This is a genomic window from Streptomyces humidus, from assembly GCF_014649655.1.
In the GTDB taxonomy this organism is placed as follows: Bacteria; Actinomycetota; Actinomycetes; order Streptomycetales; family Streptomycetaceae; genus Streptomyces; species Streptomyces humidus.
The window spans coordinates 111,014-125,004 of the sequence record NZ_BMTL01000013.1; the positions used below are offsets into that span (position 1 = coordinate 111,014).

The following is a 13,991-nucleotide window of genomic DNA, read 5'->3' on the forward strand; positions in this document are numbered from 1 at the left end:
ACGTCAGCCGGTCGCCTTCTGGACGAACTCGGTCGTGTACGTCTTGTCGAGATCCACCTTGGCGTTCTGGATGTTCGGGTTGAACGCCTTGAGGACCTTCTCCACGGTCTCGGGGCCGCCCTTGGGCATCACGCCGTCCTTGGTGAACATGGGCAGCGTGTTCTTGATGGCCACCGAGTACAGCATCTTGTTGCCCTGGGAGTAGTCGGCGGGCATCTTGTCGGCGATCTCGGTCGCGCTGTGGGTGGACATCCACTTGAGCGTCTTGACGAATGCATTGGCCAACTTCTGGACGGTGTCCTTGTGGCCATTGACCCAGCTTGTCTGCATGTACAGGCTCGACGACGGGTACGGTCCGCCGAGCGCCGCCTGGGAGCCCTCCGGCGTCCGCATGTCGAGCAGGATCTTGCCGGCCTTCTTGTCCAGGATCGTCGCGACGGTCGGGTCGGTCGTCATACCGCCGTCGATGGCACCCTGCTGCAGGGCGGCGATGAAGGTCGGCCCGGCGCCCACGGCGACCGGGGTGAACTCGCTGACCTTGACGCCGTTCTTGACGGCGAGGTACTTGGTGAGGAAGTCCGTCGAGGAGCCGAGGCCCGTGATGCCGAGCTTCTTGCCCTTGAAGTCCTTGGGCGAGGTGATGTCGCCCTCGGCCTTCGTCGACACGATCTCCACCTCGCCGGGCGCCTGCGAGAACTGGACGACGGACTCCACCTCCTTGCCCTTCACCTGCAGGTCGAGGGTGTGGTCGTAGAAGCCGACGGCGCCCTGGACCTGGCCGGAGACGAGCGCGGTCTCGGCCTGCACGCCGGCGGGTTCGCTCAGCAGCTCGACGTCGAGTCCCTCGGCGTCGAAGTAGCCCAGGCGCTGGGTGAGCATGGCGGGCAGGTAGATGACCTTGTCCAGGCCACCGACCATGATCTTGACCTTGGTGCCCTTGCCGTCACCCTTGCTGCCGGCGCCGGCGGCGTTGGCGGCGTCGTCGGCACACGCGGTGAGCGAGGAGAGGGAGAGCAGGCAGGCGGCCACGGCCGCGTATCTGACGGTTGTGCGCATGGCGGGGTTCACGTCCTTGTGAGAAGGCGATGCGGGGATGGGGAACGGTGCGCGTGAGGAGCGGTGACCGGCGAGCGGTCCGCGCGGGAGGGCTCGCCCGAGGGCCTGCCCGGGCGAGGGGTCAGTCCGAGCCCGACGGCTTCCAGCGGAAGATGCGGCTTTCGGCGAAGGTCAGCAGTCCCTCGGCGACCAGGGCGACGACGGCGAGGATGACCATCGCCGCGTACACGCCGGCCGCGTTGAAGGTGCCCTGGGACTGGGCGACGAGGAGCCCGATGCCCTTGGTGGCGCCGATGTACTCGCCGACGATGGCGCCGATGAGGGCGAAGCCGAAGCTGACGTGCAGGCTGGTGAAGATCCAGGAGGTGGCGGACGGGATGACCACCTGAAGGGTCACCCTGCGGTCGCTCGCGCCGAGGATGCGGGCGTTGGCGACCAGGTTGCGGTCGACCTCGCGGGCGCCCTGGAAGGCGTTGAAGAAGACCGGGAAGAACACCAGGACGACGGCCGAGGCGACCTTGGAGGCCGGACCGAGCCCGAACCAGATCACGAAGATCGGGGCCAGCACGATCCTGGGTATCGAGTTGAGCACCTTGATGTATGGACCAAGGATGTCGGCGAGAAAGGTGATCCTGCCCAGCGCGATGCCGCACACCACGCCGGCGACCACACCGATGATCCAGCCGAGCAGCGCCTCGTAGAGCGTGTACCAGATCTGCTCGCCCAGTGAGCCGAGCGCGGTCCCGTGCGTGATCCAGGTGGAGATCTGGTCCCAGATCTTGCTCGGCATCGAGAAGTTGAACGGATCGATGACCTTGGCGCGGGACAGCCCCTCCCACAGGGCGAGCACGGCCACCAGGAGCAGCACGCGGGACACCGTGACGACGATCTTGCGCCTGCGCGCGGCACGCGCGCGGTAATGGGCGCGGTCCGGTGCCGGGACCGCGTCGGTCACCGGTGCGCTGAGGAGGTCAGGCGACATCGGCGGCACCTCTTTCGCGAGTGATGCGGACCTCTTCACCGAGGGACTCCCAGATCTCGCGGTAGATCTCGATGAACCGCGGCTCCAGGCGCACCGACTCGACCTTGCGCGGCCGCGGCAGGTCGATGTCGAAGACCTGCTTCACGGTGGCGGGACCGGCGGTCATCACGACGACCTTGTCGGCCAGCGCGATGGACTCCTCGAGGTCGTGGGTGACGAACACGACGGACGCGCCGGTGCCCTCCCACAGTTCGAGCAGCTCGTCCGACATCAGAGCCCTGGTCTGCACGTCGAGCGCGGAGAACGGCTCGTCCATGAGCAGGATCTCGGGGTCGTTGACGAAGGTCGCGGCGAGGGCGACGCGTTTGCGCTGGCCGCCGGAGAGCTGGTGCGGATAGCGGTCCTCGAAGGCCGCGAGTCCGACCCGGCCCAGCCACTCACGGGCCCTGCTCTTCGCCTCCGCCTTGGGCACCCCGCGGAAGCGGGGGCCGGCCATGACGTTCGACAGAACCGTGCGCCAGGGGAAGGTCGCGTCCTGCTGGAAGACGAAGCCGACCTTGTCGCCGACGCCACGCACGGGTTGCCCGGCGACCAGGACCTCGCCCTGGGTGGGCTCCTCCAGCCCGCTGACCAGGGTCAGCGTGGTGGACTTCCCGCAACCGGTGGGGCCCACGACGGCTACGAACTCGCCGGGGCCGACGGTGAGGTCGAGTTCCCGCACGGCGGTGTGCGGAACTCCCGACGGGGTCCTGAAGACCTTGCTCGCGCCCCGCAGCTCGATGGCGGGGCTGGTGTGTGCGCTCATGGCCGGGGACGGTAGAGGTGACCCGCGAGACAGCATCAGCCTTCTGAGCGCATGCGCTTCTTTTGCTTGCAAAGGCCTGTTGTGCTCGTTTTGCTCGCGCTACAACAGCGAAGCCGAAACACGGGCTCGAAGCCCGCCTGGCCCTCAGGAGAGAGGCCCGATGATCAACGTCCTGGTGGTGGACGACGACTTCCGTGTCGCCGAGATCAACGCCAAATACGTGGGGAAGGTTCCCGGTTTCCGGGTCGCCGCCCGCGCACACAGTGCTGCGCAGGCCCTCGCCTGTGTACAGCGCGGGAACATCGACCTGGTTCTGCTCGATCACTACCTGCCCGACGGGACCGGTCTCGACCTCGTCCACCGCATGCGGGAGCAGGGCCACGGCACCGACGTCATCATGATCACAGCGGCCGGCGACGTGGCGACGGTGCAGACCGCGATGCGTCTGGGCGCCCTGCACTACCTGGTCAAACCGTTCACGTTCGCAGCGCTGCGCGCCCGCCTGGACTCCTACGCCGCCCTGCGCCGCACGGTCGACCGGGTCGGCGGCCACGGCGTCGCCGGGCAGGAGCAGGTCGACCGCATCTTCGGCGCCCTGCGCACCGGCCCGGGGCCGTCCTCTCCCGGTCTGCCGAGCGGCCACTCCGAACCGACCGCGGACCTCATCTGCGCCGTCCTGCACCGCGCGAGTCAGCCGCTGTCGGCCCACGAGGTCGCGTCCGAGACCGGGCTCAGCCGCTCCACCGCCCAGCGCTACCTCCGCCAGCTGGAACAGGCCGGACGGCTGCACCTCTCCCTCAAGTACGGCGACACGGGCCGCCCGGAACACCGGTACGCGTGGGTGGCGCCCTGACCGTTCCTTCACACACCCGTACGGCACCACGACCGGCGGGTCTCCCGCCCGTCACGCGGCTCCCGCCCCCGTCAGCGACCGCACCTCGGTCTCCGCGTGCTTGGCCTCGTCCGCGATCTCGGCCGAGGTCACGGTGCCGAGCCAGCCCGCCACGAAGCCCAGCGGGATCGAGACCAGGCCGGGGTTCTGCAGGGGGAAGTACTGGAAGTCCATGTCCGGGAAGAGCGACTCGGGGCTGCCCGACACCACCGGCGACAGCACGACGAGCACCAGGGCCGGGATCAGGCCGCCGTACACCGCCCACACGGCGCCTCGGGTGGTGAAGCCCTGCCAGAACAGCGAATACAGCAGGGCCGGCAGGTTCGCGGACGCCGCGACGGCGAAGGCCAGCCCGACCAGGAAGGCGACGTTGAGATCGCGGGCCAGCAGACCGAGGCCGATCGCGACCACGCCGACGCCCACGGCGGCGATGCGCGCCACCGTGACCTCGCTGCGGGGTTCGGCGTCGCGTCGGCGCAGGGAGGCGTACAGGTCGTGCGCCACCGACGCCGAGGAGGCGAGGGTGATGCCTGCGACGACGGCCAGGATCGTGGCGAAGGCGACGGCCGTCACGACGGCGAACAGGACCGTGCCGCCCGTGGAGTCTGCGCCGCCCCCGAGATCGAGTGCCAGGAGGGGCACCGCCGTGTTCCCGGACGCGTTCGAACCGCGCACGGCCTGCGGGCCGACGATCGCCGCCGCACCGAAGCCGAGCACGATCGTCATCAGGTAGAAGCCGCCGATCAGCCCGATCGCCCAGACGACCGAGCGCCGGGCGGCCCGTGCCGTCGGCACGGTGTAGAAGCGGGACAGGATGTGCGGCAGCCCCGCCGTGCCCAGCACCAGCGCGAGCCCCAGACTCATGAAGTCGAACCGCGCGGTCCAGTCCCCGCCGTACTTCAACCCGGGCGCCAGGAACGCGGCGCCGTGCCCGCTGCGGTCGGCGGCCGTGCGCAGCAGCTGGTCGAAGTCACCGTGGAAGCGCAACAGGACGAGCACGGTGAGGACGACGGTGCCGCCCAGCAGCAGTACCGCCTTCACGATCTGGATCCAGGTCGTGGCCCGCATCCCTCCCAGCGACACATAGACGACCATGAGCGCGCCGACCCCGATGACGGCCCAGGAGCGCGCCGCCTCGCCCGTGTTGCCCAGGAGCAGCGCGACCAGACTGCCCGCGCCCACCATCTGGGCCACCAGGTAGAGAACGGACACGGTGACCGAGGAGGTTCCCGCCGCGATGCGCACCGGCCGCTCGCTCATCCGCGCGGCGACCACGTCGGCGAGGGTGAACCGACCGCAGTTGCGGACCAGTTCGGCGACGAGGAACAGCACCACCAGCCAGGCGACGAGGAAGCCCACTCCGTACAGCAGCCCGTCGTACCCGAACAGGGCGATCAGCCCGGAGACGCCCAGGAAGGAGGCGGCCGACATGTAGTCGCCGGCGATGGCAAAACCGTTCTCCATCGGGGAGAACAGCCGTCCGCCCGCGTAGAACTCCTCCGCCGAGCCGTGCCGGTTGCGACTCACCCAGGTGGTGATCCCCAACGTCACCGCGACGAAGACACTGAACAGCAGCAACGCCGGCGTCTGATGGTTGCCGGTCACAGCGCACCGCCTCTCGCTCCACGCGTCAGCTCCTGTGTGTCCCAGCGCAGTTCGAGTGCCGCCCGGTCCCGGCGCAGCCGCGCGTGGCGGGCGTAGGCCCAGGTGAGCAGGAACGTGCTGAGGAACTGTCCGAGGCCGGCGAGCAGCGCCACGTTCACCGCTCCCGCCACGGGTCGTGCCATGAACTCCGGCGCGGTCGTCGCGGCCACGACGTAGGCCACGTACCAGACGAAGAACCCGAGAACGGCGGGCACGACGAAGCGCCGGTACCGGCGGCGGACTTCCTGGAAGGCCGCACTGCGCTGGACCTCGAGATAGATCCGGGCCGCCGCCGCGGCGCCGGTCTCCCGCTCCCGGCGGGCCCCCGGCACCTCGCTCACGTGAGGGCTGACAGCCGACTCGCCCCAGCCGGAGGCGAGAGCGTCGTACCACGGGTCCTCGTAGTGCAGGTCTCCTGCCGTCTCGACGAATGCCCGGCCCAGATCTTCGTGGTGTTCACGCGCGTGCGACGTGGGACCGCCGGTCTCGGGACCGTCCCCGTCAGCACGGGCACGATCGTTGCTTGACTGCATGCCCAAGGATGGACAGAACGGGAAGATCTCTGACTCTTCTTTCCCGAACACTTCACCCCATCAGGTGACCAAAAGGCCATTCACCCTGTGGGTGGTCGTACCAAGCCCTTTCGGAACGCGTAACGCACCGCCTGGGCACGGCCCTTGAGCCCGGTCTTGGTGAACATGTTGTTGATGTGGGTCTTCACCGTGGCGGTGGACACGCTCAGCCTGCGCGCGATCTCCTGGTTGCTGAGACCCTCGGCGATCAGCACCAGCACCTCCGCCTCCCGAGTGGTCAGCCCGTCGGGCACGACCGCGGGTTCCGCCGGCTCCCGCTCGGGGGCGGACAGACGCTCCAGGAGCCTTCGCTGGACGCTCGGCGAAAGCCCCGCGTCCCCGGACAGCACGCTGTGCACCGCCCGTACGATCTCGTCCCCGTCGGCGTCCTTGGTCAGGTAGCCGCGTGCTCCCGCTCTCAGCGCCGGGAACAGGGACTCGTCGTCCGCGTAGGTCGTGAGCACCACCACCTGCGTCCCCGGGTGTTCCGCGCGGATGCGCCGGGTCGCCTCCACTCCGTCGCAGCGGGGCATGCGCAGGTCCATCAGCACCACGTCGGGAGCGAGTTGGCCCACGAGTCGCACCGCCTCGTCCCCGTCCGCCGCGGCGCCCACGACCTCGACTCCCGGCAGCAGCCCGAGCAGCATCACGATGCCTTCCCGGACGACCGTCTGGTCGTCCGCGACCACCACCCGGGCGGGCTTCTTCTCCGGCTCCTCGGTCATACCGGCACCTTCAGCGTCACCACGAACCCCTCCTCGCCCGGTCCCGCGGCGAGCGAGCCGCCCAGCAGCTCGGCGCGCTCCCGCATGCCCAGCAGACCGTACCCGCCTCCGGCCTCCGCGAGTTCGCCCGGCGGACCCCCTGTGTCCCGCACGTCCAGGGTGACTTCGCGTGGGCCGTACTCCAGCCGTACGCGGATCTTCGCGCCCGGTGCGTGTCTCCGGGCGTTCGTCAGGGCTTCCCGGGCGACCCTGCGCACGGCCTGCGACGCCTCGGCCGGCAGCGGCCGGCGTTCGCCCCCCACGGTGACCTCGACGGCGTCGGACGTTCGCACGAGGGCCCGCAGGCAGTCTTCCAGGGGCGTCAGTTCTCCCCGCAGCGCGGAGAGCGACTGTCTGGTCTCGTCCAGACCGTCGCGGGCCATTCCGCGGGCCGCCACGACCCGTGCGAGGATCTGCGCGCGGTCCGCTCGTCCCTCGAGCAGCAGTCGGGCCGCTTCCAGGTGCACGAGTTGCGCCGAAAGGCTGTGCGCGAGGACGTCGTGGATCTCCCGGGCGACACGGGCCCGCTCGGCGAGGGCGGCCGACTCGGCTTCGGCGGCGCGCGCCGCCCGCTCCTGGGCGAGCAGCCGATGCGCGTTGCCCCGGGCCTCGGCGTCGAGCCGCAGGGCGTATCCGGCGAGCGCCATCCCCCCGATGGCGGAGGCCGAGGTCGGACCGGTGCCGTCGTCGACCGCGACGAAGGCGGCGAAGGCGACCGAGGCCGCCGGCAGGGCCGCGAGCAAGGGCAGCCGCTCCAGGGCCGTGACGGCGCACCCACAGCACAGCACGACGGCGGCCGGTCGGAAACCGGCGGCCTCCGACCCGGCGGCCAGTCCGAGCAGCATGAGGACGAGGGCGAGGGACGGCCGCAGCCGGTGCTCGGGCGTGGTCCGCAAGAGCGCCCCTGCCAGCCCGCCGGACGCCAGGGCCGCGCCGGCGCCGGCCACCGCGATCCACCCGTGGACGCGGCTGTCGTGGAAGGCGGTGCACATCAGCGCGGCCGGCACCAGCAGCCTCACCGCCCAGGCGAGCAGCCGCCCGGGGCGCGAGACCTCCTTGGGGCTCGGCGCCTCCCGGGAGAGCCGGCGGGTCCACCCGTTCGCCGTCACCCGCGCTCCTTCCGCGCGGTGCGGGCCACACCGTCCCCGTACGCCGTGGCGGCGGCGAGAGCCGGGCGCGGAGACGGACATCACGGCCTCCGTGAGCGGGAAGGGGAGGCCGGCAGCGAGTGCCGCCGACGCCTTCGACGCTACGGAGATCCGTCCGTCCGCAGATCGGAGCCGGGGTGGATCGTGGGTGGACCTTCACCGGCGAGGGTCTCCACCCGTGGGTGGAGACCCCGACCGGACGACATGCCGTCGCATCGGCCGGCGCGTCTCGCGGGCCCTGCCGGACCGCCGCGCGGATTCCCGGCCGAGCCCACGCAGACCCGCGAGCGGTCGCCGCCGCGGCTACGCGTCGATGCGCGACCGGTCCAGCGTCGCCGCGGAGCTGGAGATGAACTCCTTGCGCGGTGCCACGTCGTTGCCCATGAGCAGGTCGAACACCTGCTCGGCGGCCTCCAGGTCGGAGAGGTTGATCCGCCGCAGGGTGCGATGACGTGGGTCCATCGTCGTCTCGGCCAGCTGATCGGCGTCCATCTCGCCGAGGCCCTTGTAGCGCTGGATGGAGTCCTTGTACCGGACGCCCTTGCTCTGGAACTCCATGAGCTTGTCGCGCAGCTCCCGGTCGGAGTACGTGTACACGTACTTGTCCTGGCCCTTCTTGGGCTGGACCAGCTCGATGCGGTGCAGCGGCGGCACCGCGGCGAACACCCGCCCGGACTCGACCATGGGCCGCATGTAGCGGTGGAACAGGGTCAGCAGCAGCGTCCGGATGTGGGAACCGTCCACATCGGCGTCGGTCATCATGATGATCTTGCCGTAGCGGGCCGCGTCGATGTCGAAGGTCCGCCCGGAGCCCGCTCCTATGACCTGGATGATCGCGCCGCACTCGGCGTTCTTCAGCATGTCGGTCACGGACGACTTCTGGACGTTGAGGATCTTGCCCCGGATCGGCAGCAGCGCCTGGAACTCGGAGTTGCGGGCCAGCTTCGCCGTGCCGAGCGCGGAGTCTCCCTCGACGATGAACAGTTCGCTGCGCTCGACGTCGTCGCTGCGGCAGTCGGCCAGCTTCGCGGGCAGCGACGAGGACTCCAGTGCCGTCTTGCGGCGCTGTGCGTCCTTGTGCTGCCTGGCCGCGATACGCGTCCGCGCGGCCGCGACCGCCTTCTCCATGACGACCCGCGCCTGAGCGGCCGCGTCGCGCCTGGTGGAGGTGAGGAACGCCTTGAGCTCCCTGGAGATCACGGTGTTCACGATGCGCCGGGCCGCCGAGGTGCCGAGGACCTCCTTGGTCTGCCCCTCGAATTGGGGCTCGGCCAGGCGTACGGTGACGACCGCGGTCAGGCCCTCCAGGGCGTCGTCCTTGACGATGTCGTCCTCGGCGACGCGCAGCAGCTTCTTGGTGCGCAGCACCTCGTTCATCGTCTTGGCGACGGCCTGCTCGAAGCCGGCGACATGGGTGCCGCCCTTGGGCGTGGCGATGATGTTGACGAACGACCGGAGGGTCGTGTCGTACCCGGTGCCCCAGCGCAGGGCGACGTCGACGCCGAGCTCGCGGGTGACCTCGGTGGGGGTCATCTGCCCATGGTCGTCGAGGACCGGGACCGTCTCCTTGAACGTGCCCTGACCGGTGAAGCGCAGGACGTCGCAGACGGGCTTGTCGGTGGCCAGGTACTCGCAGAACTCGCTGATGCCGCCGTCGAAGCGGAAGGACTCCTCGCCCTTGCTGCCGCCCTCGCCGAGCCCGTACTCGTCACGCACGACGATGGTCAGACCGGGCACCAGGAAGGCCGTCTGGCGGGCGCGCTGGTGGAGGTGGTCCAGGGAGAGCTTGGCGTCCTTGAGGAAGATCTGGCGGTCGGCCCAGTACCGCACGCGCGTGCCGGAGCGGTTCTTGGCGACCCGCTTGACCTTGCGCAGACCGCCGGTCTCGAACTTGGCGTCGGGACCGGCTGCGGCGAAGGCGCCCGGAACGCCTCGCCGGAAGCTGATGGCGTGTGTGTGGCCGCCACGGTCCACCTCGACGTCGAGCCGGGCGGACAGGGCGTTGACCACGGAGGCGCCGACGCCGTGCAGGCCGCCGGAGGCTGCGTAAGAGCCGCCGCCGAACTTGCCGCCGGCGTGCAGCTTGGTCATGACGACCTCTACGCCGGACAGACCGGTCTTGGGCTCGACGTCGACGGGGATGCCACGGCCGTTGTCACGGACCTCGACCGAGGCGTCGTCGTGGAGGATCACCTCGATGTGGTCGCAGTAACCGCCCAGGGCCTCGTCGACGGAGTTGTCGATGATCTCCCACAGGCAGTGCATCAGGCCACGGCTGTCGGTCGAGCCGATGTACATACCCGGGCGCTTCCGCACGGCCTCGAGGCCTTCGAGGACGAGCAGGTGCCGCGCGGTGTAATTGGAACCGTCCCGGTCTGCTCCTGCCAGCAGCGCTGTGGACGGCACGGACATTTCGGCGGTCACGCGGTTCGCTCCTCGCTGAATTTCAGTTGGGGCCCTTCTGGGTAAGGGCGCGGCTTGGGTTGCCGCCACGAGGGTACCGAGGCCTGGTAGAGCCGTTGTCACGCCACCCTCGCGTCTGAACTCACACTAGACCAGCGTCGTATGCATGTTCGATCCCTCGAAGGAGTGAAGTACATGTCACGTTCCCTTCGAGGCATGAACCATTTAGGCTCCGGGCACGTCCTCATGAACAAACCGGCAAGCCAGCCGGGAGGACGGGACCATGACCGACAGCGCGAAACCGTAAGCACCGCAGACCACGCAATACGGCACATTCGCCGCCAAACCGGCAGCAGACGGCCACCTCGGAAAGATTTTTCGAGGAAAAGCCACGAGCGGGAACGTTTTGGGGCTGGTTGGATGTTGACCCTGGTACGACAGCTCGTCGAGCTAGAGAAGAGGCGACGTGACTACTGTTCTGACCCCCGCGAGCCCGCTGACGGCCGCTGACCGCTGCGACCGCTGCGGCGCCCAGGCGTACGTGCGCGTCGTTCTGCTCAGCGGCGGAGAACTGCTCTTCTGCGCCCACCACGGCCGCAAGTTCGAGCCGGAACTCAAGAAGATCGCCGCTGAGATACAGGACGAGACGGAGCGGCTGACTACCGTTCCCGTGTCCGCCTCCGAAGAAGAGCGCTGATCCGACGCGTCCACGACGAGCCAGACCGGCACAGGCCGGCGTACGGGCGGTCGTCCCTGCTCCCAGGGGCGGCCGCCCGTCCGCGTGCCGCCCGACTGTCCGGGGAGGCCACCGCGCCCGAGCAGGTCCGCTCAGGCGCTGCGAGGGGCCTCGTGGGGGCTTCCCGTGCCGGCGTCCCAGTGCAGTGTCCGCAAGGCGTCGGAGACCCGTGTGTAGACGCCCGGGCTTCCCGGGCGACCGCAGCCGCTGCCCCAGGACACGAGTCCGATGAGCCGGCCCCGCGCGACCAGCGGTCCCCCGCTGTCGCCCTGGCAGGCGTCGGGGCCGCCCCGCGCCTCCCCCGCGCACACCATGCTCCGCGCCTGGTAGGCGCCGTCGGCGGATCTGGGATACGCCCGCTCACAGAGCGTGTCGGCAAGGACGTGCACGTGCGCCGCCCGCAGCCCGTGGGCGTATGCGCCGAATCCCGTGGTGTCGCCCCAGCCGTAGACGACGGCGTCCGAGCCGGGTTCGTAGGCCCTGTCGCCCGTCGCGGCCATGGGGGCGACCGCCGTCGCCGCGAGCGGCTCGGCAAGGCCGAGCACGGCGAAGTCGCCGGCGTTGGTGGAACCCTGGTAGTCCGGGTTCACCCAGACGCTGCGCACGGAGATCTCTCGGCCCGCGCCCGTGGACAGGTCCGTACGGCCCGCGACGACCTTCAGGTCGGGCAACCGTCCCGGCGGCACTCCCAGGACGTCCTCGCCCATGCAGTGGGCCGCCGTGAGCACGGTGGACCGGCCGACGGCCACGCCCCCGCAGAACTGGCCCGAGCGCGTACCTCCGAACCGGTCACGGCTGGACAGGGCGACCACCCACGGGGCCTGGGAGACGTCGACGGGGACACCCCCGAGGACGATGCCGCCGGACGCGGCCGGGGCGGCGGACGCCAACGGTATGGCCATCGCAGCGGCCGCCAGGACCAACGGCCGGGACAGAGCCCGGACCAGACAACGACGCATGCGCGCTCCTCACTCGAAGTGATCGATGAACACCCAGAGTGATGCAGAGGAACCGGCCCCGCACCCGCGCACCGACGCCGAAGGCCCGGCTCCCCGAGGGGGTCCGGGCCTTCGGCGTCGGCGGGCCGGCGACTCAGTCGAGGTAGTCGCGCAGCACCTGCGAACGCGACGGGTGGCGCAGCTTCGACATGGTCTTGGACTCGATCTGGCGGATGCGCTCGCGCGTGACGCCGTACACCTTGCCGATCTCGTCGAGGGTCTTCGGCTGACCGTCGGTGAGACCGAATCGCATGGAGACGACGCCCGCCTCCCGCTCGGACAGGGTGTCGAGCACCGAGTGCAGCTGCTCCTGCAGAAGCGTGAAGCTGACCGCGTCGGCCGGGACGACGGCTTCGGAGTCCTCGATGAGGTCGCCGAACTCGCTGTCGCCGTCCTCGCCGAGAGGGGTGTGCAGCGAGATGGGCTCGCGACCGTACTTCTGGACCTCGATGACCTTCTCCGGGGTCATGTCGAGTTCCTTGGCCAGCTCCTCCGGGGTGGGCTCGCGGCCCAGGTCCTGGAGCATCTGGCGCTGCACGCGCGCGAGCTTGTTGATGACCTCGACCATGTGCACCGGGATGCGGATGGTGCGGGCCTGGTCGGCCATCGCGCGGGTGATCGCCTGACGGATCCACCAGGTGGCGTACGTGGAGAACTTGTAGCCCTTGGTGTAGTCGAACTTCTCGACCGCGCGGATCAGACCGAGGTTGCCCTCCTGGATGAGGTCCAGGAAGAGCATGCCGCGGCCGGTGTAACGCTTGGCCAGGGAGACCACCAGACGGAGGTTGGCCTCCAGGAGGTGGTTCTTGGCGCGACGCCCGTCCTCCGCGATGATCTCCAGTTCGCGCTTGAGTTTCGGCGCGAGCTTGTCGGCGTTGGCCAGCTTGTCCTCGGCGAACAGACCGGCCTCGATGCGCTTGGCGAGCTCGACCTCCTGCTCGGCGTTGAGCAGCGGGACCTTGCCGATCTGCTTGAGGTAGTCCTTGACCGGGTCGGCGGTGGCGCCCGCGGCCGCGACCTGCTGGGCCGGGGCGTCGTCCTCGTCCTCGTCGGACAGGACGAAGCCGGCGCTCTCGGTGCCCTCGGGCTCGCCCTCGGCCTTGGGAGCGTCCTCGAGGACCTCTTCCTCGACCAGCTCGGCGTCGTCCTTCTTGGCGGTGGTCTTCTTGGCCGCCGTCTTCTTCGTGGCGACGGTCTTCTTGGCGACGGCCTTCTTGGCGGTCGTCGCCTTCTTGGCAGCCGCCTTCTTGGCGGGGGCGGCTTCCTCTGCAGGGTCGTCCACAGCGGGGGCGGCAGGGGCGGCCTCGGTGGCGGCGGCGGCCTTCCGCGTGGTCACCGTCTTCGCCGCGACCGTCTTGGTGGCGGTGCGCTTGGCCGGACTCTTCGCTGCGACGCTCTTTCGGGTGCGCTTTGGCTCCGCGGCACTGACCATCAGCGTCACACCCTCTTCCTCGAGGATCTGGTTGAGGCTGCGCAGTACGTTCTTCCACTGAGTGGCCGGAATCTGGTCAGCTTCGAAGGCCCGACGCACATCGTCGCCGGCGATCTGCCCCTCAGCCTTTCCCCGCTCAATGAGCGCCATGACAGAGACGGACTCGGCGATCTCCGGCGGGAGCGTACGGGATGTGCTGGCCGACACGAACAACCTCTCGGAACGTTGGAAAACGGCTTCCGGCCCCGTTCGCAGACGAACAGGAGCCGACCACCGGCCTGGGGGTGGGCCGACGGTGCGGGCGGGGACCGGGAGGATGCACAGCGCCTTGAACGGCGTCCGTATTCCCTCCGCGGCAGCCACCTCTTAGGTCATCGCGTTGTTTCCACAAGCGTTACGCCCAATCTTCGTGGCCCGAGTCACACCCCGTAAGCACGTAAAAACGGTCAGACACGGGCAGAGGCGGTCACCCGTGGTGTCTACCCGGGCCTCCGCGGCCGAATCCCCCTCGCGTCACCCTTGCCGCGCCCTTCTTTGTGCGTTCCCGGCCGTATCCCCC

12 protein-coding genes are annotated in these 13,991 nt (G+C 69.7%); 2 read left to right on the forward strand and 10 right to left on the reverse strand.

The features are described from left to right. Positions 1 to 3 precede the first annotated feature (3 nt). The 3 genes from IE239_RS17250 to IE239_RS17260 all read right to left on the reverse strand — a co-directional run bounded on the left by IE239_RS17250 (position 4) and on the right by IE239_RS17260 (position 2,843). The gene (locus IE239_RS17250) at positions 4 to 1,056 is read right to left on the reverse strand and encodes an ABC transporter substrate-binding protein (protein ID WP_190150214.1); all 1,053 of its coding nucleotides are present in this window, start codon (positions 1,054 to 1,056) and stop codon (positions 4 to 6) included. Between the two features lie 121 nt (positions 1,057 to 1,177). Further along, positions 1,178 to 2,038, reverse strand: coding sequence for an ABC transporter permease (locus tag IE239_RS17255; protein WP_190150215.1), 861 nt, complete (start codon positions 2,036 to 2,038; stop codon positions 1,178 to 1,180). After that, complete coding sequence (locus IE239_RS17260) at positions 2,028 to 2,843, reverse strand: ABC transporter ATP-binding protein (protein ID WP_190150216.1); 816 nt, start codon at positions 2,841 to 2,843, stop codon at positions 2,028 to 2,030. The genes IE239_RS17255 and IE239_RS17260 overlap by 11 nt, the downstream gene beginning before the upstream one ends. Positions 2,844 to 3,003: 160 nt before the next feature. On the opposite strand from IE239_RS17260, the gene IE239_RS17265 reads away from it, so the two are divergent. Beyond that, entirely contained in the window at positions 3,004 to 3,696 is a 693-nt protein-coding gene (locus tag IE239_RS17265; RefSeq protein WP_190150217.1) for a response regulator, read from the forward strand. 51 nt (positions 3,697 to 3,747) lie between these two features. On the opposite strand, the gene IE239_RS17270 is transcribed toward IE239_RS17265, so the two are convergent. From IE239_RS17270 to IE239_RS17290, 5 genes are all read right to left on the reverse strand, one after another. Next, positions 3,748 to 5,340, reverse strand: a complete 1,593-nt coding sequence (locus IE239_RS17270) for a monocarboxylic acid transporter (protein ID WP_190150218.1) — start codon at positions 5,338 to 5,340, stop codon at positions 3,748 to 3,750. Next, positions 5,337 to 5,912, reverse strand: a complete 576-nt coding sequence (locus IE239_RS17275) for a DUF485 domain-containing protein (protein ID WP_190150219.1) — start codon at positions 5,910 to 5,912, stop codon at positions 5,337 to 5,339. The genes IE239_RS17270 and IE239_RS17275 overlap by 4 nt, the downstream gene beginning before the upstream one ends. A gap of 80 nt (positions 5,913 to 5,992) precedes the next feature. After that, positions 5,993 to 6,676 carry a response regulator transcription factor gene (locus IE239_RS17280; protein ID WP_190150220.1) on the reverse strand — a complete coding sequence of 228 codons (684 nt, stop codon included), beginning with the start codon at positions 6,674 to 6,676 and terminating at the stop codon, positions 5,993 to 5,995. Continuing rightward, positions 6,673 to 7,824: a sensor histidine kinase gene (locus IE239_RS17285; RefSeq protein ID WP_190150221.1), complete on the reverse strand. Its 1,152-nt coding sequence runs from the start codon at positions 7,822 to 7,824 to the stop codon at positions 6,673 to 6,675. Before IE239_RS17285 ends, IE239_RS17280 begins: the two co-directional genes overlap by 4 nt. 342 nt (positions 7,825 to 8,166) lie before the next feature. After that, positions 8,167 to 10,287 (reverse strand): DNA gyrase/topoisomerase IV subunit B, encoded by a 2,121-nt coding sequence (locus IE239_RS17290; RefSeq protein ID WP_190150222.1) that lies wholly within the window; start codon positions 10,285 to 10,287, stop codon positions 8,167 to 8,169. Between the two features lie 445 nt (positions 10,288 to 10,732). Between IE239_RS17290 and IE239_RS17295 the strand changes: the two genes are divergently transcribed. Then, positions 10,733 to 10,963 carry a DUF7455 domain-containing protein gene (locus tag IE239_RS17295; protein ID WP_069767438.1) on the forward strand — a complete coding sequence of 77 codons (231 nt, stop codon included), beginning with the start codon at positions 10,733 to 10,735 and terminating at the stop codon, positions 10,961 to 10,963. A gap of 131 nt (positions 10,964 to 11,094) precedes the next feature. Here the strand turns inward: IE239_RS17295 and IE239_RS17300 are convergent, their stop codons facing one another. Further along, positions 11,095 to 11,961, reverse strand: coding sequence for a serine protease (locus IE239_RS17300; RefSeq protein ID WP_190150223.1), 867 nt, complete (start codon positions 11,959 to 11,961; stop codon positions 11,095 to 11,097). 133 nt (positions 11,962 to 12,094) lie between these two features. Beyond that, positions 12,095 to 13,639, reverse strand: coding sequence for an RNA polymerase sigma factor (locus IE239_RS17305; protein ID WP_190150224.1), 1,545 nt, complete (start codon positions 13,637 to 13,639; stop codon positions 12,095 to 12,097). Positions 13,640 to 13,991 lie beyond the last annotated feature (352 nt).